The sequence below is a fragment of the Streptomyces sp. NPDC028308 genome (genome assembly GCF_055565855.1).
This window is the reverse complement of the sequence record NZ_JBVHTO010000011.1, coordinates 147138-171994: the sequence shown is the minus strand read 5'-3', so window position 1 is coordinate 171994 and position 24857 is coordinate 147138. Positions and strand designations below refer to the sequence as shown.

Here is a 24857-nt window from a genome sequence, read left to right as displayed (position 1 = left end):
TTTCCCGCCCGTCCGGTGAAGCTCGACTTTCGCCGTTCTGACTAATCGCCATGTCAGGTTTGCGCTGGCTGAGGCTCATGGCTCTTGCACGGCGCGGATTTCGGTATCTGTGGGCTGACCGGCGTCGATGGGCACAAATCGGGTCGCGATGATCGTTCGACGGAGCTTGGCGGTTATGTCGGAGAACGCCGGGTGCGTCTTGGTGAGGTACCACGGGGCCTGTGCCCGGTGCTTGGCCGTGTCCGTGAGACGGCCCAGGCATGGTGGGACGGCCCGGGGCACGGTGAGACGGTCCGGTCAGCGGGCGTTCTCGACGGGATCGAGGGGCGGGAGCCAGCGTCGGCGACTGCGCTCGGTGCGCAGGAGGGTGCCCACGCGGACCGTCTCCCGGATCATGTCGGGCCAGGGACTGGTGTCGGCGATCGCCAACAGGTGTGCCCCCGGGTCGTCGGGGCGCTTGCGGATACCGGCCCGGATCAGCACACGCAGGATCTCCTTGGGGCCTTCCCAGGAGCCCTTGAGGAGTTCCTCCCACTGTTGGGGTGTGGCGCGTTCGGCCAGCCGGGACAGCGGGCGGTACCAGCGCTGGGCCAGGGACATCAGCTTTCCTCTGGGCAGGGCGCGCAGCGTGCCGCAGGCCGCGCCGACCAGGTCGACGGCATCCTGGGGCGACACTTCGGCGAGCCGCTCGACGAACCACCCGAGTACCGTCACCTCGTCCACCTCGGTGGCCCTCGCCAGATGCGCCCGCGCGCTCGCACACGCCGTGGCAACACGCCAGGGCGTGTCCAGGGGGTGGTGACGGCACACCAGGCCCGTGAGACATCGGCGGGCCACCGACCGTGTGCCCTCGTGCTGGCCCGTCCCGCCCCGCCCGTCCGTGGCGGTGGGGCGGGCGAAGTCGCGCAGGGTGTCTTCCAGTCGCCGCCAGTCCTCCGTGTCGAGCGAGCCGCTCGGGCTGTGGTCGATGACGGTCGCGACAAGGAACAGCGCCGCCCTGACGTGGTGCGGATGGCCACCCCGGGCGAGGATCTCACCGAGACGCACCGCGGCTGGGGGACGCAGGACACCCCGGACGACGAGTTTGGCCCGCAGATGGAGGGAGCTCTTGGCGTTCGCCGAGCCGTAGTCGCCGGTCCAGGTGAGATCGCACAGCCGCTCCAGCGTGCCAGCGTGCCGGAGCAGCGCGGCGGTCAGCTGCCGGTCCACGTCCGCTCCGGGGCGCCGCAGGGCCTCGTTTAGCCAGCCGGGGTCCAGCCGCGGGTCGAGAGTGCCTCCCGCGAGCAACTCGTCGAGCAACTCGGGATGTTCGGGCACCAGCCGCTGCAGATTGATCCCGATCTTCTGGTCCTCCTGTGTCACCCCCTGATTCCGGGTGTGGCCCGTGGCGTGCCCCTTTGCCGCCCGGTCGGCACGCCACAGCCGCAGAGCCTGTCGGGCGTGCGGGTGTCCGCCCGCCGCGGCGGCCACCAGCAGGTGGACGGCGCTCTGTTCGGAGAGCCAGATCCGGCGTAGCCGCCCATCGTCCTGAGCCTCGCCCTGTGGCTCGGCGCGTCCGTGGTCCGGTCCGTGGTCGTCGCGTGGCCACGCCTCGTCGACCAGCCGGGCCGTGGTGGCCACGTCGAGGCCACGGCTCCAGGTGTGCTCCGCCAGGACGTGGGCGAAGTCGGCGGGGGCCGGACGGTCCATTGCGCGCAGGCTGCGGGCCAGCCAGGTGCGGACCGTGCCGGTGGCCATGGGTTCGGCGTCGGGGGTCCGGCTCGACGGTGTGTCGCCGCCGATCGTGTCGACGGTGCCCGACGTGGCGGTGAGGAGGGGCAGCAGCAGGTGGTCGGTGAGCAGGGTCATCGCTGCGGGGCCCGCGGTGCGCGCCACGGTGTCGAGCAAGTGGCGTACCTCGTCAGACGACGCCCGGACCGCGACCTCGCTGACGGCCCGCACCTGCGGGTACGACATCGGCTCCTCCGGACGCTGGACCGCCGCCGTCAGGACGGCCTCCAACGAGGGCTGTTCCTCGCGGGTCGCCCAGGCGGCGGCCGTCAAACGGCCGAGCGCGACCTGGAGTTCGAAGCCCTCCTTGTTGCGGGGGCGTTCCCGGCCCCAGCGGTGCCGGACGACGGGCCGGACCGTCGGGTAGGGGCGCTCCGGCCAGTCCTGCCGCCGTGCCGCGAGCCGCAGACAGCGGGCCATCGGGACGAGGTCGCTGTGCGGATCCGTCATCAGCGTGCGCAGCCGGGGCCACACCCAGTCGGGCCGCTTGGGCGCCAACGCCTCCAGTACGGCCAGGAACTTGAAGACCTCGGACTTCTCCCGGGTCAGCAACCAGGCCCACAGGCACTCCTGGGGCACACACTCGGTGCCGCGGCAACCGCCGTCGCTGCGCCCCAGGGATGGGCATGCCTCGTCGATGACCGCGATCACGCTTTCGGGCAGGGTCTCCGCCAGCCAGCTCAGGGCGACGATCAGAGGTTGTCTCAGTTCCTCGTGTCCGCCCCGCCAGATGCCGAGCAGTTCCTCGACGATCCGGTCCCGGTCCTGATGGCAGGTCGTCGGCAGTGCCTCCAGATAGATTCGGCCCAGGACCGGCGGCAGCGCGGCCACGGCGGGACCGAAGTGTCGGCGCAGTTCGGGGTCGGGGGCGGGCAGTCGTGCGTAGACGCGCATCTGCATGGCCCGCAGGCCGTGCAGTTCGGGCGGCCCGTCCCGGGTCTCGGCGAGGAGACCGGTCAGCAGCGCGGTGCCCGCCTCGGCCGCCCGGCCGCCGACCCGGCCGGCCTGGACGAGTGCCTGCTCGGCGACGGCCAGTCGGAACTGATCGTCGGGGTGCTCCTTCAGCCAGTCGAGCAGCAGCCCCAGATGGGACGGTCTCCCGGGCGAGGCCGTCCGGGCGAGCCGACGGCCGGCGGCGTATTCGAACAGGGTCTGGTGGAAGTAGGAGTACCGCTCGGTGGCGTTCACGCCCTGGCGTTCGACCACCCCGCGCGCCACGAGCCGCTGGAGGTCGTCCAGGAGGCCGATGCCCCGGGAGCCGCCCCGGCGGTCCGCTCCCACCTCTGCGGCCGTCAGGTCCAGTCGGCCTTCCTCCAGCATCAGCCGGGCCACCTCCTCACCGGCGTCGGAGAGGTCGGGCGGTGGCGCCGTGTCGGGCGCGGGGGCGTCCCCGGCCCGCTGGTCCCGGCCGACGCGGTGCTCCCAGTAGAGGTCGTAGAGCGTGGTGGCGTCGATCTCCTCCACCAGCGGCACCTTGGGCGCGAACGTCTCGAAGAGCATGCGCAGGGTGAGCGGGGCCCGGCACACCTCCCGCATCGGCAGGCCCCGCACCGCCGCGTGGGAGACCGTACGGCAGACCTCGTCCACGGAGACCTCGGCCAGGCCCTCGTAGAAGTACCGGGCGTGGGAGCGGATGGCCGCCTCCTGCTCGCGTGCGCTGTACGGGCCGAGCACCTTCCCTTCTAGGGCGAAGTCGCTGAGGTACGGCCGCAGGGCGCGGGCCTCCTCCCTGCGGCACGTCATCAGGACGGGTACGGAGTGCTCGGCGAGGACGGTGAGCAGTTCATGCAGCAGGACGAGGCCCGAGGTGTCGGAGACCAGCAGGTCGGCGGTGTCGAGCAGGAAAACCGTCGGGCCCGGCAGACCACCGCACGCCGCGCGTACGGTCTCCAGGGTGAGTCCGGTGCCGGGCGAGGGGTTCCAGAGGTCGCCGGAGCGCAGGAAGTACGGCCTCGGTCCGCTGGGATCCCTGGACAGCTCGCCGTGGAGCCTCCACAACAGGGTGGTCTTGCCGGTGCCGGGGTCACCGGTCACACACACCGAACGGCCCTCGCCCAGCAGCTCCAGCAACGACCGTTCCAGATCCCTGGGAACGGCCAGCGCGGCCAGATCCAAGGGCTGCGCCCCGGCACCGGAAGCGCCCTGATGTCCGGCGGCGACGACGGCGGTACGGCTGTAGGTCTTCAGACGGAGGAGTGCGGCGGACGGGGCCGTGGAGGCGGTAGGGGCAGTGGGGAGAGCGCTGGGCGGGGTTGTGGCGGCGGGGAGCGGGGTGGGCTGTGGGGGCTGTTCGCCTTGCGGTTCGCGGGAGGTGGGGTCGGTCGGTGGCGCGTCAGCCGGTGGCGGGGTCTCGACCGGGAGTCCGGCGGGGCTTGGGCCTTCCTCGTACGGCCTCAGCAGTTCCCCGCTGGCGTGGGCGGCGAGCCGGAAGTACCACCAGCGTCCGGCGTCCCCCATGTTCGCGTATGTGCTGAAGCGCAGTCCCGTGGCGACGAGGGAGAGCATGAACTGGGCGTTCCACACGTCGTACAGGCCCCCCTCGGCGGCCTGCGCACAAACTTCGCGCACCGCACGCACGAGACGACTCGTCGCGGGCGGGATCCGGTCGGAGAGGTCCTCGTGCGGGCGGACGAGATACCGGAGCAGGGTGTCGTCGCCCCTGGCCGCCTCCGCCGGGACCTCCGGGGCCAGGGCGGACAGGAGCAGCGTCGCGATGTCACGGGAGAGCGGGGCGTCCTCCGTAAAGGTCGCCAGGTCGATGAGCTGGAAGTCCTCGTACCGGGGGCGGCCTTCCCGGTGCGGCACCATGATGTTGTGCAGGTGGAGGTCGCCGTGGGCCCGTCCGCGCGCGAGGTAGAGGGTGGGGTCGGGCAGCCGGGGGTGGCCGGTGGCCAGGGCGAGGGGGTTCGGCAGGTCCCGGCCGTCGATCCGGACGCGGGACGTGTCCGGATCCAGGTCCTCGATCCGTGAGGCGTACGCGAGCGCCGAACCGCCGTGCGAGACGAGCGCGCCGAGTTCGCCGCGCAGCAGTGTCGAGAGGTTCGCCGGAGCGGTCCCGTCGATCTGGAGCCCGTCGTTCCACCCGGTCAGCAGCCACCGGGTCACGAAGGCGCAGGCCTCCGGCAGTTCACGGCCGCTCAGATACGCCATCGTGTCCACGTCGTACAGGCTCTCGCAGGCCGGTGACTGGAACGTCAGCATGCGCCCGTCACCCACCGGCCACGTCCACCGCAGCCGGGCCACGCGCTCCGGTGCCGTCAGCCGGGCGCGGGCATGGTTGTGGCCCTCGCCGGCCTGGTCGGGGGCGGACACCTTGACCACCACGGCACCGGGGCGCGGAGTGACAAGCACCGCCGACAGCAGGGCCCCGCTGGCGCTCACCCCGGAGGGCCGCCAACGCGGTTCGAGCGGCCGGACGGTACAGCCGTGCCCTCCGTCGCGGGCCCACTGGATCAGGGCGTCGGAGACCGGTTCGTCGTGGAACAGATCCCTGAGACCATTGAGATTCCTCGGATCCCCGAGGTCGTCCTCGTACTCCACCGCGCCTTCCCCCGTCCAGGGACCGCCCTGGGCCCTGTCCTGGCCCGACGCCGCGCTCGGCATCGGCTTCGCGGGTGTCCGGACGTCGCGTCCACGTGAGCAGACGCCGACGGTACCTCACCCGGCGGGACCGCCGTCCCGGGAATCACGAGGTCTCCCCGGTCCTGCCGCGGGCTCAAGCCGGCCCACTGTCAGCCGGGTTGGGGTGTGGTGCGGGCGACGACGTTCTGCAAGTCGTGCATCGCGGCCTGGAAGTCGGCCCGGTCCGCGCTCTTGAAGCGGCGGAAGAACCAGCCGGGCACCCGGGTGTGCCGCTGCCGGGACTGGAAGATCACGTCCTGGATCTGCCGGGCGAAGACCAGCAGGGCGGCCGGGTCTCCGCCGACGGCGACCCGGGCCTCCAACAGCTCCATCACCCGCTCCCGGTCCATGATCACCTGCCACTGCGTGCGGCACACCTCCACACCCATCATCACCGCGCCGAGCGAGGGCACGTACCAGAGCAGCAGCAGGTCGAGCACGCTCATACGTGCCGAGAGACCGATCGCGAGCCCCAGCCCCAGCCACACCAGCAGGGACGTAAGCACGGTCCGGGCGTAGCGGCGGCGGACCCGGGCGCCCCACCCGAGGTTCTGCTGCTGGCAGGCCAGCACGTCGTACGGGTGCGGCAGTTCGGGAATCTCGTAGTAGTCCCGCAGTTCGGCCTCGTCGCCCGTGAAACGCCTGCTGAGGCTGCTGATCAGCTGCGGGGAGGGCGGGGATCCCGCCGTCGCGCCGTTCCACTCCAGATGGAACAGCCGTACGTCGAACGACTCCTGGAGCAGCGCCGCGCGGCGTGACTCGTTGCTCTCCCACGAGGTGAGGCCCACGGAGTGCGCCACGGCCCAGACCCCACCCAGCACGGTGACCGTCACGGTGAGTTCGGGAAGGAAGACGGTGACCAGCCCGGCCGCCGCCAGCAGCACCGACACTCCTATACGGGCGTTGGCCAGCCGCTGGGCCCGCCGATGGGACACCGTCATCGCCCGCAACCGCTGCCGGGCCGCCTCCTCGTTCTGTTCCGCCAGAATGCGAGAGCCCCCGCCCGCCCCGCCGCCCATGACGTCCCCCTCGCCCTCGGCACACTCCCCCAACTCTGCCCGCGGGGCCTCCCGGTGTACACACTGCATCGGGCCGGACTCCGCCCTCGGCGGTGCCACAATGGCTCCGATCGTCGTGCGGCGAGCCGTCAACGGTGTGCCGACTCTTCGGGCTGGGGGACGATGACCGGACTTGCCGAGCTGACCGTGTGCCTGGGGGACGAGGCCGCGGCACGGGCTCTGCTGCGCTGGGCCGAGGACACGGGGACGACGATCGCGCCGGTCAGGCCCCGTTGGAAGCCGTCGGGGGAGGGCTACACGGGCGCGGCGCTCACGGCCGTGTCGGTCATGGGGGAAGGCGTGGTCGTGGTCAAGCTGTGTCCTGTCGACCAGCGCGCGGAACCCGCCACCCACGAGCGGGCGTTGCGCGTCTCCCGGCTCCGGGGGGACTTCGCCGAACGGCATCTGACCGAACGGGTCTTCCCTCCGTACCCCGTCGGCGACGGCAGGCTGCTCACGTTCCAGCGCCCGGCCGGGGGCAGCCTGCGCGATGTGGTGACGATGGCCCGGCTCGAAGGGGAGGACCTGCTGGCCGTCTTCCGCGCCGTGGTCACGGGGCTGGTGACGGACTGGAACGCGGGAGTCGAGAACCAGGAGGCCCAGGAGGTCCCCGTGTCCCGGTTCCTGCGCGGTGAACTCGGTGCGTCGGTTGAGGAGAACGGTGAGGTACGGGCGTACGCCGCCCGGGCCGGCGCGCTCCCGCCGGACGCGGCGCGGTCGGGGTGGATCGAGAGCGAGGGCGTCGTCCTCCCGAACCCGCTGCTCATGGCCCTGGGCGACCACAGGCTGCCCGACCCGCCGTTCCAGGTCGTGCACGGTCTGGCCCATTCCGACCTGCATCGGCAGAACGTCATGGTGCCGTCCCCTCGGGGAACCCTCCGCCCTGACGCCTACCGGTTCATCGACCTGGCCGACTTCGCCGAGACGGCCCCGCTGACGCGGGACGTCGCGACGCTGATGCTGTCGGTGCTGGCCGACGTGCCCGTGGACCTCCACGTGCGGCAGGAACACGCGCTGCTCTCCCATGTGGTGAACCCGCGGGACGTCCACGCCCGCCAGCTCGTCCCCTGGATGCGGGAGCTCGTGGACGGTCTGCACGCCGCCTGCGCCGACGTCGTCCCGGACGGCTGGGCGGACCTGTGGTCGGATCAGCTGCTCCTGTCCGTCCAGGCGACGGCGCTGCGCTTCACCACGTACACGAACCTGGGCGACGCCCGCAGATGGCGGTACTTCCGCCTCGCGGCCCACGCGGGCGGCGAATTGCTGGCGCGGCACGAGGTGGCACCACCGCCGTCCGCACCGAGGATCGTACGACCGGCGTCCACGGAGGCCGTCACCGTGGCCGGACGGGATCCGCGTGCACCCGTCGCGGAGACCGGCCCGTCGTCCGGCTCACCGTGGCCGACGGGCACACCGCACATGGCACCCCCCGTCCCCTCAGACTTCGTCGAACGGCCCGAGCAGGGCGACCGCGTGGTCAGGTCGCTACTGGCGGCCGCGGAGGCGGCGGCCGGGTCCGCCGACGCTCCCGCCCCCGTGGGGCTGACCTCCACCGTGACCGGTGTCCACGGCACCGGTGGGTTCGGCAAGACCACGCTGGCAGCCTGGGCCTGCCATCACCCGGACGTACTGGCGGCCTTCCCCGACGGCGTGCTGTGGGCACAGCTCGGCCAGGACGCGTCGCAGCAGGGGATCAGCACCATGGCACGCGACCTGGTCAGACTGCTCACCGGCGCCGAACCCCCCGGCTACGCGACCGTGGAGGCGGCGGGTGTGGCCCTGGGGGCGGCGCTCGACGGACGGCGTGTCCTGCTGGTCGTAGACGACGTGTGGCGGCGGGAGGATCTAGAGCCGTTCCTGCGGGGCGGCAGCGGCTGCGTCCGGCTGGTCACCACCCGCAGACAGGGGATCCTCGACCGGTCCGCGCCGCTGGTCCACGTCGACCGGATGTCCTTCGCCCAGTCGCTGAGCCTGCTGACAGCAGGGATCGACGAGGCCGAAAACACCACCGTGCTGCCGCTGGCCGAGCGCTCCGGCAGCTGGCCGCTGGCCCTGCGCCTGTTCAACGGCGTCCTGCGCAGCATGGTGCAGCGCAGCGGGATGGGCCTCGCGGACGTCGTGTCCGCCATGGCCGAGGAATGGGACCGCCGAGGGCTGCTGGACCCGATCCACCCCGACCCCGACCCCCACACTCGCACGGTTGAGGCCACCATCGACCTTAGCCTCGTCGAGCTCGCCAACATCCCGTTCACCGGCCGGGACTCCCTGGCCCGGCTGCTGGCCACGGCCTGTTTCCCCGAGGACCAGCACATCCCCTACCGCTGGCTCGCCCGGCTCTGGGGAGTGTCCGAGCTGACGGCGCGACAGGAGTGCCTGCGCCTGGATGACCACTCCCTGCTGGCCCAGCTCGACGCCGAGGGCGTACGGCTCCACGACGTCATCCGTGAGGCCCTCCGGCGCCGCGAGCCGCACACGGTACGGCAGGCCCATCGCACCCTGCTGGACGCGCACGCCCCGCTGTGCGGCGATGCCGGCTGGCACGCCCTGGCCGAGCCCGACGCGGACCCCGAGTTCCTGGACCAGGTTACCTACCACCTCGCGGAAGCCGACGACGGTGTCGGTCTCGACCGCACCACCACCGATCTCCGCTTCCTGGTGGAACGGATCTGGCGCAGCGGCCCCACGGCCCTGGAGGCGGAAGCAGTCCGCCGCCGGCGGGCCCTCCTGCCGCTGGGCATGGACGGCTACGCGACAGAACTCGGTCAGTTGGTCTACGGGGAGGCCCATCTGCTGACCGGGCACGCGCGGCGCGTCGATCTCGCCGTCACCCTGTACAGCCGCTGCGTGGCTTCGAAGGAGCTGCTGCGGCGGCTGCACCACACGGACGACCTGCTGGTCGGCGGACTGATCGCGAGGGCGCCCTTTCCCGACGGCCCCGACGGCCGGTTGTGGCGGGTGCTGACCGGTCATACGGGCGCCGTGCACGCCCTGTGCTGGAGGCCGGACGGCCAGCTGCTGGCCACGGGCGGCGACGACGGCACCGTACGCGTCCGGTGGATCGACGAGGACGGCAGAGCGGACCTCGTGGTGGACGTGGCGGGCGACGGACAGGGCCCCGGCGGGGATGCGGCGGCCGGCCCCCATGCGGTCCTCGGGCTGTCGTGGAGCCCGGACGTGGTGTTCCTGGCCGTGGGCACCGACCGGGGTGACGTCCTGCTGGTGGACCCGTCGGAAGGGCGGATCGCACGCAGGCTGACCGTCGGCGACGACGACCGTCCCCGGGTCCAGGTGGCCTTCGCCCCCGACTCCCAGACCGTCGCCGTGGCCTGCGGCAAGGACGTACGGCTCTGGCACGCGCCGTTCACCGAGGAGAGTCTCGGGCCGCCCCTGCCCGGCCGTCGCGACACCACCTGCACGGTGCTCGGCTGGCATGCGCGCGGCGGGTTGGCCGTCGGCCTTGGCGACGGCCGGGTCCAGCTGTGGCGGGGCGCTGCGGAGGCCGAACCGGTGGTGCTCGACACCGGGCAGTCCGTGGTCCAGGCGCTGGACTGGCACCCGGACGGGAATCTGCTGGCCGTCGCCGGGCACTCGGCGAAGGTGACCCTCATCGACTGCGACGGGGCCGACGCCGTGGCCCGGGTCTTTGGGGAGGATCCCACCCGGACGACCTGGCTCCGGTCGCTGGCGTGGACGGGGTCGGGCGACACCCTACTCACGGGCGACAACGACGGGACCGTCTTCGTCCAAAAGATCTCCTGGTGGGCGAACACACCGCGCCTGGAACTCACCGACAGCTTCTCCGCCCGTGGTGTCCAGGCGAAGGCGATCGCTCCGCATCCCCGGGAGGACCGCGTCGCCGTCGCCACCCGTCAGCCCGTGGTGCGTCTGTGGACCCCTGAACGCCAGGACTCCCCCGACGCCGGACTCGCTGACCGGGTGAACACCGTGGCCTGGTCGTCCCGGGGTGCCCTGGCCGCAGGAAACACGGGAGGACAGCTGATGTCCACTCCGGCGGGCGTCACGGATATGCCGGTCTGGTCGCAGTACGCGGTGTCCGCCCACGACAGCGACCTGCGGGCCGTCGCTTGGTCGCCGGACGGGCGGCGCCTGCTCAGCGCTGGCGACGACGGCCAGTTGCTGCTGTGGGACACCGAACGGCATGAGGTGATCCGCGTCTTGGCCCGGAAGCTGACCTACTCGGGCGCGGTCGCCTGGAGCGCCGACGGTCACTGGGTGGCCGCTGGGGACGGCGGTGATGTGCTGCTCTGGCGGACGGATCAGTGGCAGCGGGCCGGTACGGTGTCGGGGGGCGCCGGTGTCAACGCCTTGGCGTTCGCACCCGACGGGTCACGGCTGATCGCGGCCACCACCTCCCGGGAACTGCGCGTCGCCCGTCTCGACCCGGCCGGCCGACCCACCGGGACGGTCGACGAGTGGGAGGGTCATGTCGGTTCGATCGGTGGCGTGGCCTGGTCGCCCGACGGCCGGCACCTGGCCACCGCCGGGTACGACGGCCACGCGGTGCTGTGGGATCCGGCGACGGGAGAGCCCCGCCGAGTGCTAGAGGGCGACGGCACGGCGGTGTGGTCCGTCGCCCTGTCGCGCGACGGGAGCCATCTGGTAGCGGTCACGATGGGGGGCTCGGCCCTTCTGTGGAACACCGCGTCGGAGGCCGAGCCCTGCCGGCTGCGCGTGGACAACCACCTGTCCTCCTGCGCGTTCCACCCGCACGACGACCGTGTCGTCCTCGGTGGCTCGGCCGGCCTCTACCTGTGCGAGATCTCTCGGCAGTCGGACGGAAGCGCTCACCATTTCCTGAGGGAGCCGGGGCGGTAAGTGCTGTTGCGTAACCGGCTACGTATTCGTGGGGTGGGGGCCTCGGTAATCTGCTGTCGCGGTCCAAGGCCGGTCCGCCCACCGGCACCCGCATCGTCACGCGACTGCGAGACCTGCCCGGCGAGCTGGCCGACCTCCAGGCCCGGATACACCCCGCTGACGGTGGCTCATAGGACTTGACTGGGCCGCCCCTGACGCCGACATGGAGGATCTCCCCGCTCTTGCACCGCGTCACCCTGCCGCGTGATCGGGGGAAGGCGTGTTGAGCGGTCCGGACACCGAAGACTTCAGCCCGCAGCTGCACACCGCGTTGATGCAGCTCTTGTACGACCTTGCGGTACCGCCGGTCTCCGCCCGTACCCTCCTGCTGTCCTCACTCACCCTCGATGAGGACCAGCTGCACGCAGTCCGTGACCAGATGGTGGCCACGCCGTGGGGGCGGATGGCCGCCTCCGGCTCCCCGGGCCGTCTGGACGTACAGGTCTGCGCCCCGGCGGATCTCCCGCTGCGCCGCCGCCTCCACCTTCTCGACAAGGCCCACGTCGGCCACACCCTGCACGAGCCGTTCCTCGGGACCGACCAGGCACGGAACGTCGAGATCCCGCTGCCCGGCGAGGCCGCAGGAGTCCAGCCGGACTCCTGCCGGTGGCAGGTGGACATCCTGGACCCCAAAGCCGTCCTTCCCGCCCGGTGGGCCCTGAACGACGTGATCACCGCCGACGGCACCTCCTGGGGAGTCCGCTCCAGCACATCCGGGATCAGCATCGACTCCCACGGCCGGATTTTCACCGTCACCGGGACCTCCCTGGCTTAACTTCTGGTCCAGGTAAGGCTGCGGCTTCCCACAGCCCGCCAGGTGTTCAGCACCCTCCTGGCCGGGGCGGGCATCAACCTGGAGGAATCCGACAAGGGCCGCTACACCCGGCGCATGATCGAACTGTGGGGAGACTTCGCGGCCCTGGCCGCCGACCTCAAGGAGGGTCCCGCCGCGAACCTCCTGTCCGGGTGGATCTCCGCCGGGAAAGAGCCCGGGCGCGTCTACCAGGACCGCAAGTACCTCACGCTCGCCGACGTCCGCACGATCACCGGCGGGAGTGAGGAAAGTGCCCGGCAGCTGCTGGACGGCTACCTGCAGCGGTCCATCGCGACGCGGGGCCTGCTGTTGACCTGCGGGCAGTGTGTCGGCACGGCCTTCTACCGGCTGGAGGACATCGGAGCGCATTTCCGCTGCCAGCGCTGCCGGCAGCACAACCCCATCGTTCGGTCGGCCTGGAAGGGACAGGAGCTGGAGCCGCAGTGGTACTACGGCCTCGACGAGGTGGCCTACCAGGGCCTGCGCTCGAACGTCCAGGTGCCGATCCTCGCGCTCGCGGCGCTCGCGGAGCCGGCGCACTCCTTCCAGCACATGCCCGAAGCGGTCGTCCGCCGGGACGGCTACCCGGACCTCGAGGTCGACCTCTGGGCCATCGTCGACGGCCGGATCGTCATCGGCGAAGCCAAGATCAGTGATCGTCTCGAGCAGACGAAACACGCCGAAGCGCGGCGCTGCGCCGCTCTCAAGGGCCTGATCGACGAGCTCAGCGCGGACGAGTTCGTCATGGCCACCAGCGGCTCCGCGTGGGACCGGCGGACCGAGACCCTGGTGAACGAGAAGATCGCGCCGGCGGCCAAGGTCACCTGGCTCACCAACCTGCGCTGATACCCAGCGCCGCTGCAGCACCACGACGCGCTCCGCCCCCCCGGGGTGCCGCGCTTCAGCCTCCTGCCGTCGAAGCGCCGTGTCCGGTGACCGGCGGCAGCAACGGGCGGGGCAGACGGACAGAGCCTGTGCTGTTGGCGTCAGCTGTGGCGACTGTGCTCGCCGGAGCAGTCAAGGGCTAGTGCGTCCCGCCTTGCCGAGACGGACTCAACGCGATCAAAATCGAACAAGTGTGCAATAAGTCATGACGGTGAGTCTTGCGCGTCTGTAGCCTGTCCGGCACGCTGAAAGGACAAGTCCTCTGCAGACTGTTGACTGAGTAACGCCGCTGCTATTGAGGAGGAGCCAGCTGTGGAAGCGCTCTCGCCTCAAGGCGCTCTGCTCGTGTCGTGCATTGCCCGACTGCCGGAGCGTTCCCTGCCGCGGCATGCGTGGGCGGCCGAAGTCCTTGTGGAGCAGCTCTGGGCAGCATCGCCTGGCGAGCATGCCGAAGCGTTGTGCGAGGTACTTGCTCCGATGATCGGGCGAGGCGGCGTTGATGCGCGGCGCGTGCGGGCCGAGATCTGGGAACTCGCGCGCTCGGGCGCGCTGGTGCCTGTCGGCGCGGGAAACGCGGCGAGGTACGAGGCGGCCGACTTCGCCGAGGCTATGGCCGACAGGGACCTGTCACCGCAGGAGGAGCAGGTCGTGGAGTTCGCTGTGCGTCAGCTGACGGCCAGACTGTTGGCACTCTCGAAGACGGCCCGCGCGGCGCTGTGATCCAGGCTGGGGACCGTTGCGTCCTTTCCCACCCGGCGCCATGAGAGCGTCTTCTTGCGGTGTGTGGCCAGGATGATCCCTCCCTCTTGAGAGGGTTTCGCGGTGATGCGCACGCGGGTCTTCGGGCTGAGGAGGAATGGTGCTTCCCAGGTCTGTTCCTCCGTCTCCTGCCAGTCCGCGATGCGGATCTTGGCGATCTGGTCGCTCATCTCCCGGGCCGTCTGGAAGCGGCGGGCCGGGTCGGGGTCGGTGGCTTTCTGAACCAGCTTCCGCAGCGACTTGCACACCCATGCGGGCAGGACCGCGTCCTCCTTGCGCAAAGGTGGCTGGCCGGCCAGGAGCGCGTCGACCACGTCGGTGGTCGTGTACGAGGCATAGTCGAATCTTCCCCGGAGCAGTTCGAGAAGGACCACGCCCAGGGAGTACAGGTCGGAGGAGCGGGTCAGTGCCTCCCCGGTCAACAGCTCAGGCGGAGCGTACAGGTGAGGCGCGTTCACACAGGGGGCTCTGCCTGTGTCGTCCATGGCGCCGGCCAGGCCCAGGTCGCCGATCTTCACCGTGTCGGCGTCGCCGGTGAGGAACAGGTTCGGGCTCTTCACGTCGCGGTGAAGGATCTTGTACCGCTCGTGCATCTCGGCCAGGCCCTGCAGGGCCGCGCGGATGATGCGCAGCGACTGGGCTGGTGTGAAGTGCTCGCCCTCGAGCATCGCGTCGGTGATGCTGCCTTTCTCGTAGTAGGGCATGAACACTTCGACTACCTGCATGGGCGCTTTGTAACTGGGGATGCTCGCGACCGAACGCACCTTCACCACGTTCGGGTGGTTGATCATCTCCATGACCCGGGGCTCCACCAGGTCCGCGCCCTGGACTTCGGACAGGTCAATGCGTTTGCCGACCAGCCACGTCTCCAGGACCGGATCCAGCCACACGCGCACCTCACGCAGGCCGCCCGGCATGCTGTGGAGGCACTCGTAGTCCAGGATGAGCGGTCTCTCGCGCTCGTTCACTGCCCTTATCCTTCGCTGCTCTCGCTGGACATCTCGACGACGTAGGCCTTGGCCGCGGCGAACGCCTGCACGCGCCCGGCCGCCCAGTACAGGGGGAGCTGAGCGAACCCGGCCTCTTTGCAGTCGAACGAGGCCAGCTTGGGCGCGGGGACGCCGACGAGCTTACCGATCCGCTCCGTGCTCCACTCTTCGCATGTGACCCCCTGCTCCACGCAGGACAGCATGAGTGCTGAGATCAGCGAGATGCGGTCGAATGCTTCGCGGTACACCCACTGGTTTTTCCTGCGGGTCGCCACGATGATCACGGCGTCGGGCTGCAGCACACGGATCTCCTGGGCGATCCTCTGGTGGGTGTCCCCCAGTCGCTGAGCTCCCGTCAGGCCGAGTGCGGGCACCAGGCGTTCCGGGGCCCCTGGCGGGTGAGAGATGTCCTGCGTGCCCTGGTCGGCAGTGAGTGCTCCGTAGTGGATCGCGCCTGCTGAGACAGCCACACCCAGGACCTTCATGCGTCACATCTTTCCGGGAGGTCCCGGCCTGCGGCCCTTGAGGGGCAGGCCGGTTGAGAGCGGATCGTTGTCATGCCTGCGGCGGTCAGCCGCGCCAGCTACCCCTTGATCAACCGCAGGTCGGGCCGCACGGGCGCCGACTGCCTGCCGCCTCCGTCGACGCCGATGGGGACCAGGCCGAAGACGTACTCATTGAGTTCCTCAGGATAGATGTTCAACTCGGCCGCGACATCTGCCGGCGACATGCTCAAGGGCTGACGCAGCGCCTCGAACACCTTTGCGAGCAACTGGCTGCTCTCTCGGACGAGGGAAGAGCCCGGCTCGTCTCGGCGGTATCCCCTGCGCGCGAGCTCCTTGACGGTCTGGGTGTAGCGCCATTCGGAGAGCAGCTCGAGTTTGCGCAGCCGGTAGGTCAGGGCCATGGCCGACACGCCCCACTTGCGCTTGGCGCTCAGTATCCGGTCGAGGGAGGCGTTGTTGAGCCTCTGGGCGAGGATCCCGGCCCGCGGCATGAGGAAGGCGGAGGCGAAGTCGTTGGCCTCGCCCTCGGAGTCTCGCCCGTGGGGGATGCGGTGCTCGCAGTGCAGTACGAGATGACCGAGTTCGTGAGCGGCGTCGAAGCGGCCCCGTTCCCCGGTCTTGCGGGTGTTCAGGAAGACGTAAGGGGTGCCCGCGTTGATGGTCGAGAAGGCGTCGATGTCCAGGCAGTCCGACGGCAGGGAGAACACACGCACACCGTTGGCCTCCAGCAGGTGCACCGTGTTGGGGACGGGCGCCTCCCCGAGCCCCCATGCGGCGCGCACCTGCTCGGCCGCTGCCTCCGGCTTGAGATGGGGATAGGTCGGCACGTTCGGCCTTGGCAGTTTGAACAACCCTGCCAGCCAGGTGTTGAGCGCCACGGCCACGGCCCCTGAGCTCAGCGCGCTGTCACGCTCCGAGGCTGTCATTTTGGACGGCGCCCTGAAACTGACCGCGTCCAGCTGCAGTTGGGCCGGCGGAGGAGCCTCGAAGAACGCGACCGGGTACTGAAGCGCGGCCGCGAGGGAGGAAAGCGTCTCCGGCGACGGCGGTCTGCGGTGGTTCTCGAACGCAGTGATGCTCTGCGCCGAGAACCCCGACCGACGGGCCAGCTCGGCCAACGTCATCCGTCGCCTCTTACGGGCAAGGACCAGCCGTTCAGGGGTGAACACTTTCCTCAGCTCCCACGTCCGCACTCCTACATTCCGGTTAGCCCCCCAGCAGCTCCACGACGACGTCCGGGCCGCTGTCGTCGCCCGGATCGTCCAGCAGCGCGATGTCCGCACCGGGGTCGCCCAGGTCGGGCAGCACCAGAGGGATGCGCTCCTGCCACTCATCGACGAACTTCCCGTTCATCTTGATCGGCAGGGACAGCTCGGCGGAGATCACTCCCTTGTCCCACTTGTAGAGCAGGCACCACGTCGGGATCTGGTCGAGCTCACGGCCGTACAGCACCTCGTCGTGGCTGAGGAACGCGAACTGGCCGTTCCTCTCCACCAGGCGGGCCATGGCAGGACCCTTCGGGTTCTTCGACTTCACCCGGGCATTCAGATCGCCGACGCCTCCCTGGGCGCTGATCGCCGTGACCGCGTGACTCATGCTGGGGTGGATCATCCGGAGGATGCTGTCCCGCGAGGTGTGGCCCCACCCGTCCGGGTCGAGCGTCTCGGCGAGGTACCGGTTGGTGCGGCTCCAGAACGTGAACCCGGCCATGGCCGGCGCATCGAAGTCGGTGCAATTGCGGACATCGGCCGCCGCCAGGTCGAGCGCCCCGTGGAAGAGGTCATTCGAGAAGTCGAGCTGCGCGAGCCGCTGCACGCACCACTCGGGATCCAGGTTCTGCACAGCCCCTCCAGACAACCGTGGGTTTCAAAAACCATACCTCATTCGAGGTGGTGTTTTTGAAACCGCGATCATCATCGCATGTCAGTTCGAATATGTCATCTCGTCGGGTCCCGCTGCGGACGTCCGCCTGGGACCGGGTGTCAACGGGGGATGTGTGACAGGGCACTCGTGATCATCTTGTCTCGACGGACTTCTCGGGTCTCCTCCGCCCGGGGCAGGCGGCTTCCGCCGCCCCAAGAGGGCGTGCCTGATCGTCCCTGATCGCTGGTCCGCCTGCGGGAGTGGTCAGGTCGCAGAGAGTTCGGCGAAGGCATGCTCGTCGAGGGCCTGGCTAAGGAGTTCGTGCAGGTGGGGGCTAGCCCGGTGCATGTACGGGGGCAGGCCGGGGTCGAAATCGCGGAGTGCTGCTGGGTGAGGGGCGCGGAAGACGCGGCGGGCGGCATCGGCGGGGTCCGGGCTGTCGAGGACCTCGCCGATGACGGTGAGCTTGGCGGCCGAGGTGACCGGGTCGCGTTGCCGCCTGGAGCTGCTCGGTGAGGTGCGGCGCCAGGGGTAGAGGAAGCCGGAGCCGGAGCGCTGCCAGCTGACGATGCGGTCGCTGTCGTCCAAGTGGTCCCAGCGCATGGAGGCTTCGCCGCCGTCGAAGCGCTGCCGGAGGGCAGGGTCGGTGCTGGTGAAGACCTGGACACGCAGCGCGTGAGGTTCTTCGAGGAGAATCCTCAAGGTCCGCAGGTCGTCGTACCACTGTTCAAGGTCGGGGTGAGCGGCCGTGTCCTCGGCGTCGAGCCGGACCAGGCGTTGATGGATGGAGCGCACGGCGGGGTCGGTGACGGGCGGCGTTTCGATCTCCCACAGGGGCCGGCCACAGCGTTTGCGCTTGGCGCGGCGCCGGCCAGGCGGCGCGAGAGTGTTGTCGTCGCGCCGCAGGAATCCGGGGCATGTGCCCGGGGCGTCACCGCGCAGGAGCAAGGGGGAGAACGGTGAGCCGCAGTCCGGGCAGTAGGACACGGTGTAGCAGTCGTGTGTGGGGCACATCACCGCCCAGGAGTGGTACCACCACAGGGGCCAGCGCGCGGGAGGTTTCAGGCACTGGGGGCAGAATGCCCAGGTCTCTTCCGGGGCCCAGCGGAAGTCGGGATGGCGAGGCACCCTGCCCTCGCTGCGTTTGACGATGCCGAAGAGAGTCAGGGCACGCAGCTGCTGGGGGTCGAGGCCGGTTGCGGCGAGCAGCGGGAGGGCCAGGGCGAGGGGGAGCTCGGCCGTGTGGCGGGCGAGCCGGGCCGCGTGCGCGGTCGAGGGCTCCAGCCCGAGCCGGTTCATGGTCTGGGTGCGGTCCGTCTCGTATGCGGTGGCCAGGTGGTCGACCCAGCTGAATAGCGATTCACCGGCCTGCGGTAGCGGGACGACGGGCAGTCTGCGGGCCATCTTGCGTGTCGGCTGCGGGCGGTCCTCACCGGTCGGGTGCGGCTGCGGCATGGGGATCCTGTTCGGCCTGGTCGATCCGAGACGGCGGCAGGCGCGGTTGCCGCCGGTAGGGGAAGGGTCTTGGCGATATGAAGTTGCTGCTGGAGGGGCCGGGATGGTGCTCGGGTGTCAGTGTCCGTCGGGACCGCTTGAGCGTGGCGAACTCGCCGGGGCCGAAGACATCGTCGAGGAAGCGGTGCAGCCGGACACTGGCTGCTCTCGGATCGGGGGACCGGTACGCCGTCAGGTAGTGGCGCATCCTGACGCGGCGTCGTATATCCAGCAGCTCTCGGGCGGTGGCGCTCATGTCGCGGGAGCCCAGGATCCTTCCGAGCACGCTGAGCCTGCAGGCCCTCGTGATCGGGTCGCGGTGGGTCAGGTGGGTGCCGTCGGAGAGGGTGCGGCCGGGTTCCAGGAATCCGCTGGAGTCGACCACATAGCCCGGGGCCGTGGCGCGCCGAGGTGAGTAGCGGCGCTGCAGGACGGGATCGGGGCTGTCGAAGGAGCGGACGTCGAAGACGGGGCGGTCGAAGAGCGCGTTCAGTACGTGGTAGGTGCGCAGCCACGCGCGGGGCCGGGCGCGGGAGGTGAGCCCGTGCTGCAGGTGGTTCACGGCATCGAGTACGACGGGGTCGCTGACCGGCGTGGTGTCGATCTCCGACAGGGTGATGCCGCAGTGCTCGCGGCGCGTGCCGGGCGGGAGGAGGTGGGGGTAGGGGTCGCGAAAGCCTCTGCACCGCGGCGCGGAGCCCCACCGTGAGCTGGTCCTTTCCGGCGTGAACGGGGTGTCGCAGCGGGAGCAGAAGGAGACCAGGTAGCACAGGTGTACGGGGCAGGCCACGGCCCACGGCTCGTACCACCACAGCGGCCAGCGGCCCTCGGGGGTCAGGCACTTCGGGCAGAACGCCCAGGTTTCCTTCGGCATCCGGGACGCTGAGATGCCGGTGTAGGGGGGCCCGATGTCCTCGAGTGTCATCACGGCGAGTTCCCGGGAGGTCAGGCCCGTCGCCGTTTCCACGACCCGGGATGCTTGCGCAGGCAGCTGCATCGTGTAGCGGATCAGATCCCGCGCGGCCCATTGCGGCGCGGTCTGCACCAGGCCCAGCGCGTGCATCATCGGGCCGCGGTGGACCTCGTAGGTGTTGGCGAGGTGGTCGACCCAGCTGAAGAAGGACTCCCCGGACAAGGGCAGCGGGACCGCCGGAAGCCGCCTGGGCAGCCCGCGGGGGATGCTTCGGTAACTGACCTGCGTGGACACGTGAGTTCTACTCCTCGTCGTGGTCCTGGAACAGCTCGTACGGCTGGACGCCCAGGGCCTGGGCGAGTGCCGGGATCCGGTCGACGGACACGCTGTGGACGGCGGCCTCGACCTCCGCGTAGAAGGAGCGGTCCATGCCCGCGGCCTGGGCCGCCGCGGTCTGGGTCAGCCCCGCGCGCCGGCGCAGGGCCCGCAGCCGGGTCGCGAAGGCCAGCCGCTGGGCCGGGATACGGCCGGAATCGCTGTTCGCCACAGAGGAAACCGTAGTACGGTCCCAGGTTTGTAGGAGATCTCCTACAAAGGGCGTGTGGAGGGGTGCGTGCGGGAGGGCGGACGGCCGCGGCGGCTGCCCGCGGTGCTGGTACCGCAGGCCGGTGAGTCGTTCGCGTCGTGGCTGGCGAGAGCATCGGTGGACTGGGAACTCTCCCCGGGGCGTGCGGCGCAGGCCATCGGGCTGGAGTGCCGGCCGGGCTCGGGCGTATGGCCGGCGTTGTTCGGTATTGCGCTGACGCGCCGCAGTCTTGCCGGGGCCGAGGCGGCCACGGGGCTGGACGCGCGCACCCTCCAGGCGATGCAGCTGACCCGCTACCGCGGGACGGTGCTGGACTTCGCCGGGTGGAATCCGGCGGTGGACTCCTCGCTGGCGCCGGTGGTGCGCCGTGAGTGGGCGCTGTTCTCCTCCAGCCGGGTGTGCCCGAAGTGCCTGGCCGAGCGGCCGGTGTGGCCGTTGTGGTGGCGTCTGGGCATCGCCGCGGTCTGCCCGGTGCACCGGGTGCTGCTGGTGGACAAGTGCCGCCGGTGCGGGGCGCGGGCGGGCCGCGGGCACAACGGCCATCCCCGGGGCCTGATCACCCGCCAGACGGTGTCCGACCCGGCGCGGTGCTGCAACCGGCGCGCGGCGGGAGGGCGGCGTAAGGCCGGGCTGTGCGAGGAGCGGCTCCAGTTCCTGCCCGCTGCGCCGATGCCCGTCGCGCTCGCGGACCTGCAGGAGCGTGTGCTGGCCGTCGCCGAGGGCGGCAGGGATCGGGTCGCGGGTGAAACGGTGGGACCGGCCGAGTTCTTCGCCGCGCTGCGGTTCACGACGGCGGTCATCCGTCTGGTCGCCTCCGCCGACGACCTCTCTTCTTGCACTGCTTTATCCGAAGCCGGGGGGCTGGCGGAAGCCTTCCTGGCCGACCGGTGGGTGCGTGAGAAGGCACGGCGGGGAGGCGCGGGGACCCAGCTGGGAGTCAGTCCCGCGAGCGCGGCTCACGCCGCGAGTGTGCTCGCGCTGAGCGCCACGGTGCTGTTCGCCCGTGACCGCGCGGCCGCCGGTGAGGTGCTGGCCGACTGGACGCGGCGGGCGGCGAGCCAGCGCCGCGACCCCGGCAAGAGCGACCCGCTGCGGCCTCTGTCCCCTCCGGCGTGCCTGGACGCGCTGGTTCGGGCGGCCCGGTCGCCCTCCTCGCGGGTCGCCGGCGTGCTGGCCGTGCGTCCCGCATCCCGTGTGCGGATCACCGCCCGGCATGTGCCGCATCTGGTCGACGCCGGTGACTACACCGACCTGATCGCCCCTCACCTGCCCGGCACCGCGCCGGCCAGCGGCCGGTGCCTGGCCGCTGTGGCCCTGGTACGGCTCGGCGGCGCGGTGAGCTGGCAGCGGGCCGGAGCCGACTTGGATATGAGCGCTCAGCGGGCGGCCCGGGTGACCAGCACCCTCGTCCAGCGCATCAGCGACCCGCAGGCCTTCTGGGCGGACATCGAACGGCTCGGCGCCCGCCTGGAGGAGCGGGGCCGGGTCGACTACGCCGCCCGGCGGGAGAGGCTGGCTGCGCTGACCTCGGTGCCGCACGCCGTCCTGTATCCGGTGTGCCGGCCGCTGGAGCACGACGTCACCCTTCAGCGGCGGCGTCACGCCGCGGCCTGGGTGTGGCAGCACTTCACCGGCGGCGACGTCCGCGAAGCACCCGCGTACGCCGCCGAGCTGTGGCCGCGGACGAGCACCGAGTCGGTGCGGGAGGGCTGGCGGCGCTTTGCCACCAGGATGCCCGCCCCCGTCACCGCCTGCCTGGCTTCCTTCGGGCACAGCCTCCTTCAGCACGACGTGCCCGATGCGACAGGAGGGCCATGACCCCGAGAAGACCACAGACCCTGCGGCCGATGCGGCATGCCTCCCGTCAGCTCTACCTGCACTTCTACGACGAGGGCGGCACTGAGCGGCTGCTGCCCGCCGACCAGGCCCGCCAGGTGCGCTTCGAGACCTGCCTGCCCGCCCGCGACTTCCCCACCTACGAAGGCCAGCAGCACACTCCCGGCTCCTACTGGGCGGCCAGCAGCGACACCATGCTGGACTACGAGAGCTACCTGGAATCCCGCTGGATGAAACTCCTCGACTTCGACGCGAAGGTGGCCTGCTTCTCGGCCCAGCCGTTCATCTTCGAAGGCGTCGACGGCGACACGACCTGGACCCACTACCCCGACCTGTTCGTCCGCCGCACCGACGACTCCGTCCTGCTCCTGGACGTCAAGAACCCCGAACAGATCGACAAGCCCAGAGAGCGCCTCCAAGCCGCCCGGACCCAGGCCGCCTGCCGGCAGCTCGGCTGGGACTACCAGATGGTGGGCGAGCCGGATGAGCAGCTGTGGGCCACCGTCGAATGGCTCGCCGGCTACCGCAGACCCCTGAACGCCGCAGCCCCCGTCGCTCCCGTCCTGCTCTTCCGCGCCCAGCAGCCCCTCAGCATTGCCGAACTGCTGTCCCTGTGGCCCGAGCCGGACATCGAACGGGCCGTCACCTACCACCTCATGTGGCACCACCGTCTGCTGTTCGACGTCACCCGCCCGCTGCGCGAGACCACCATCGTGTGGGCCGCACCCGAACCGGAGCACACCTGATGGACCAGCGCTACCGCATCGCAGCCGAAGACTGGATCGAGTTCGAGGAAGAACAGCACCAGGTCACCGGTCTCACCGGTGCACTCGTGCGGTTGCGCTCGATCTCCGGACACCATCAGACGATCATGCTCAGCGTCCTGCTGACCGACCCCTCCTTCCGCGCCCTGGCCGCCCCGCCCGAGACCGTCGACAACACTGCCGCAGGCCTGGACCCCGGCGGTGTCCTGGCGACACTGCAGGACAAGAAGGCCCGCGACGACGCCCTGGAACTCGAAGCCCAACTGCACGAGGCCACCACCGGCTACCGCTCGGGCTCAGAGTTCGACGCCGCACCCGACGAGCCACGCCCGCAATACCACCCCGGACTTCCTCTGAGCGAGCGCGTCGCAACCAAGGCCGCCGAGCTGGGCCTGACCGAGCGCCGCGTCTGGCAGCTGATCGAGGCATGGCAGGAGAAGGGCCTGTGGGGGCTGGTCGACGGTCGCAAAGCCCGGCTGAAGAACCCGCTGCGCAACATCGACGAACGGGTGATCACCGCGATCCGCGAACAGGCCAACGTCGAGCGCCTCGACAGCTCCTCCAGCGTCTCCACCCGCTTCCAGCGCCGCTGCCAGAACCGGCTCGACGCAGATCACGGCACCGGCGCCGTCCCGCTGCCCAAACCGGACACGTTCCGCCGCGTGGTCAAACTCCTCCTGCACCGCAGCCCCTCCGACCCCGCCTACCAGCGGATCTCGGACGCAGGCCAGCCCGACCGGACCTTCGGCCACGTCATCGCCCACCGGCCCGGCCAAGTCGTCATGCTCGACACCACCCCGCTCGACGTCCTGGCCTACGACCCGGCGACGAACGACACCTACAGCATCGAACTCACCGTCGCCATCGACGTCGCCACCCGCTCCATCCTCGCCTGGCGGCTCACCCCGCTGGGCACCAAGGCCATCGACATCGGCCTGCTGCTCGCCGACGTCATGACGCCCGAGCCCATGCGCCCGAAGTGGGCCGACGCCCTGCGCTACCAGATGCTGCGCATCCCCTACGAGCGCCACCTCAGCGTCGACGAACGCCTCGCCGAGGCCGCAGCCCGGCCGGTCGTCTACCCCGAGACCCTCCTCTTCGACCACGGCAAGCCGTACAAGTCCGATGTCGTCAAGCGCGCGTGCCGCACATGGAAGATCGACCCGCAGGACGCCCGCAAACTCAAAGCCAACGACAAACCCCAGGTGGAACGCCTGTTCCTGACGATCCGGGAAAAGTTCTCCATGCACGTCGCCGGGTACAAGGGCTTCAACGTCGCCCACCGCGGCAAGAACGTCGAGGAGCAGGCCCGCTGGACTCTGGACGAGATCGCCGAGTTCTTCGCCGAATACGTCATCGCGGTCTACCAGAACCAGCACCACCGAGGGCTGCACCTGCACGGTTTCCCCGACCTGCACGTCTCACCCAACGAGGCGTACGCCATGGCGCTCGGCTCGGCCGGCTTCGTCGACTGCCCCCGAGATCCCAATCTCTACTACGAGTTGCTGCCCATCGCCGACAACGGCCGCGTCATCAACCCCTACGGCGTCGAGCTCAACTATCTGGTCTACGACGCTCCGGTGCTGTATCAGTTCCGCCGGGCCAAGTCGCCCTACGACAACGGGCTCTGGCCCATCCGCTACGACCCGCGCAACCTGCTGCACGCCTACTTCCACAACCCCCGCGACAACACCTGGCACACGCTGGGATGGACCAAGGCCCTCAGCGACCTGCAGCCCTTCACCGACATCACCCTGCGGGAGGCCAAACGCCTGGTCGAACTGCGCGGCGGCGACCCGAAGGACAAGGAGTACCAGCAGCAGATCGCCGAAGCCCTGCGGGACCTGCAAAACCGTATTGACGCTCCCGAGACGTGGACCAAGACCGACCGCAAGCGCCACACACGTGACCGGCACCGCGCCGACGCCCAGGCCCAGGACGAAGCACGCTCCGCCCCGGCCGCCCCCGCGCCACCACCGCGTCCCGTCACGCCGGCCGCGAAGCCGACCGTTCCCGCCCTGCACGCCGTTCCCGACCTGTCCGGCGAGGACGACGACTTCAACCCGCACGCCGTCCAGCCCGCCGAGGTCTGGACTCCCCGCACCAGCCAGGAGGGCTGACCCC

General features: G+C 70.4%; 16 protein-coding genes. 7 read left to right on the top strand and 9 right to left on the bottom strand.

Going from position 1 to position 24857, the window contains the following annotated elements; translation table 11 throughout:
* Positions 1 to 297: 297 nt before the first annotated feature.
* Both ACZ4VA_RS25795 and ACZ4VA_RS25790 read right to left on the bottom strand, forming a co-directional pair.
* Positions 298 to 5310, bottom strand: coding sequence for a hypothetical protein (locus tag ACZ4VA_RS25795; RefSeq protein WP_468082597.1), 5013 nt, complete (start codon positions 5308 to 5310; stop codon positions 298 to 300).
* A gap of 191 nt (positions 5311 to 5501) precedes the next feature.
* Positions 5502 to 6479 (bottom strand): S-4TM family putative pore-forming effector, encoded by a 978-nt coding sequence (locus ACZ4VA_RS25790; RefSeq protein WP_468082596.1) that lies wholly within the window; start codon positions 6477 to 6479, stop codon positions 5502 to 5504.
* A 93-nt stretch (positions 6480 to 6572) separates the two neighbouring features.
* Between ACZ4VA_RS25790 and ACZ4VA_RS25785 the strand changes: the two genes are divergently transcribed.
* From ACZ4VA_RS25785 to ACZ4VA_RS25770, 4 genes are all read left to right on the top strand, one after another.
* Positions 6573 to 11285, top strand: a complete 4713-nt coding sequence (locus ACZ4VA_RS25785; protein ID WP_468082595.1) for a WD40 domain-containing protein — start codon at positions 6573 to 6575, stop codon at positions 11283 to 11285.
* 262 nt (positions 11286 to 11547) lie between these two features.
* A complete protein-coding gene (locus tag ACZ4VA_RS25780) occupies positions 11548 to 12099 on the top strand; it encodes a hypothetical protein (RefSeq protein ID WP_468082594.1) in 552 nt (183 codons plus the stop codon).
* Positions 12100 to 12141: 42 nt separating this feature from the next.
* The gene (locus ACZ4VA_RS25775; RefSeq protein ID WP_468082593.1) at positions 12142 to 12984 is read left to right on the top strand and encodes a hypothetical protein; all 843 of its coding nucleotides are present in this window, start codon (positions 12142 to 12144) and stop codon (positions 12982 to 12984) included.
* A gap of 351 nt (positions 12985 to 13335) precedes the next feature.
* A complete protein-coding gene (locus tag ACZ4VA_RS25770; RefSeq protein ID WP_468082592.1) occupies positions 13336 to 13743 on the top strand; it encodes a hypothetical protein in 408 nt (135 codons plus the stop codon).
* On the opposite strand, the gene ACZ4VA_RS25765 is transcribed toward ACZ4VA_RS25770, so the two are convergent.
* From ACZ4VA_RS25765 to ACZ4VA_RS25735, 7 genes are all read right to left on the bottom strand, one after another.
* Entirely contained in the window at positions 13689 to 14750 is a 1062-nt protein-coding gene (locus tag ACZ4VA_RS25765) for a serine/threonine-protein kinase (protein WP_468082591.1), read from the bottom strand. The genes ACZ4VA_RS25770 and ACZ4VA_RS25765 overlap by 55 nt on opposite strands.
* 5 nt (positions 14751 to 14755) lie before the next feature.
* On the bottom strand, positions 14756 to 15241 hold the full coding sequence (locus ACZ4VA_RS25760) for a hypothetical protein (protein ID WP_468082590.1): 486 nt from the start codon (positions 15239 to 15241) through the stop codon (positions 14756 to 14758).
* Between the two features lie 113 nt (positions 15242 to 15354).
* Positions 15355 to 16446 carry a helix-turn-helix domain-containing protein gene (locus ACZ4VA_RS25755; RefSeq protein WP_468082589.1) on the bottom strand — a complete coding sequence of 364 codons (1092 nt, stop codon included), beginning with the start codon at positions 16444 to 16446 and terminating at the stop codon, positions 15355 to 15357.
* A 37-nt stretch (positions 16447 to 16483) separates the two neighbouring features.
* Positions 16484 to 17119: a hypothetical protein gene (locus ACZ4VA_RS25750; protein ID WP_103508594.1), complete on the bottom strand. Its 636-nt coding sequence runs from the start codon at positions 17117 to 17119 to the stop codon at positions 16484 to 16486.
* A 285-nt stretch (positions 17120 to 17404) separates the two neighbouring features.
* Positions 17405 to 18595 (bottom strand): TniQ family protein, encoded by a 1191-nt coding sequence (locus tag ACZ4VA_RS25745; protein WP_468082588.1) that lies wholly within the window; start codon positions 18593 to 18595, stop codon positions 17405 to 17407.
* On the bottom strand, positions 18570 to 19841 hold the full coding sequence (locus tag ACZ4VA_RS25740) for a TniQ family protein (protein ID WP_468082587.1): 1272 nt from the start codon (positions 19839 to 19841) through the stop codon (positions 18570 to 18572). The genes ACZ4VA_RS25745 and ACZ4VA_RS25740 overlap by 26 nt, the downstream gene beginning before the upstream one ends.
* A 7-nt stretch (positions 19842 to 19848) precedes the next feature.
* Positions 19849 to 20094, bottom strand: a complete 246-nt coding sequence (locus tag ACZ4VA_RS25735) for a helix-turn-helix domain-containing protein (RefSeq protein WP_468082586.1) — start codon at positions 20092 to 20094, stop codon at positions 19849 to 19851.
* 66 nt (positions 20095 to 20160) lie between these two features.
* Here ACZ4VA_RS25735 and ACZ4VA_RS25730 point away from each other — a divergent pair, with 66 nt between their 5' ends.
* From ACZ4VA_RS25730 to ACZ4VA_RS25720, 3 genes are read left to right on the top strand one after another with little or no spacing between them, the layout of a single operon-like run.
* Positions 20161 to 21951 (top strand): TniQ family protein, encoded by a 1791-nt coding sequence (locus ACZ4VA_RS25730; protein WP_468082585.1) that lies wholly within the window; start codon positions 20161 to 20163, stop codon positions 21949 to 21951.
* A gap of 29 nt (positions 21952 to 21980) precedes the next feature.
* On the top strand, positions 21981 to 22715 hold the full coding sequence (locus ACZ4VA_RS25725; protein WP_468082584.1) for a TnsA-like heteromeric transposase endonuclease subunit: 735 nt from the start codon (positions 21981 to 21983) through the stop codon (positions 22713 to 22715).
* Positions 22685 to 24853, top strand: a complete 2169-nt coding sequence (locus ACZ4VA_RS25720) for a Mu transposase C-terminal domain-containing protein (protein WP_468082583.1) — start codon at positions 22685 to 22687, stop codon at positions 24851 to 24853. The genes ACZ4VA_RS25725 and ACZ4VA_RS25720 overlap by 31 nt, the downstream gene beginning before the upstream one ends.
* Positions 24854 to 24857: the final 4 nt, after the last annotated feature.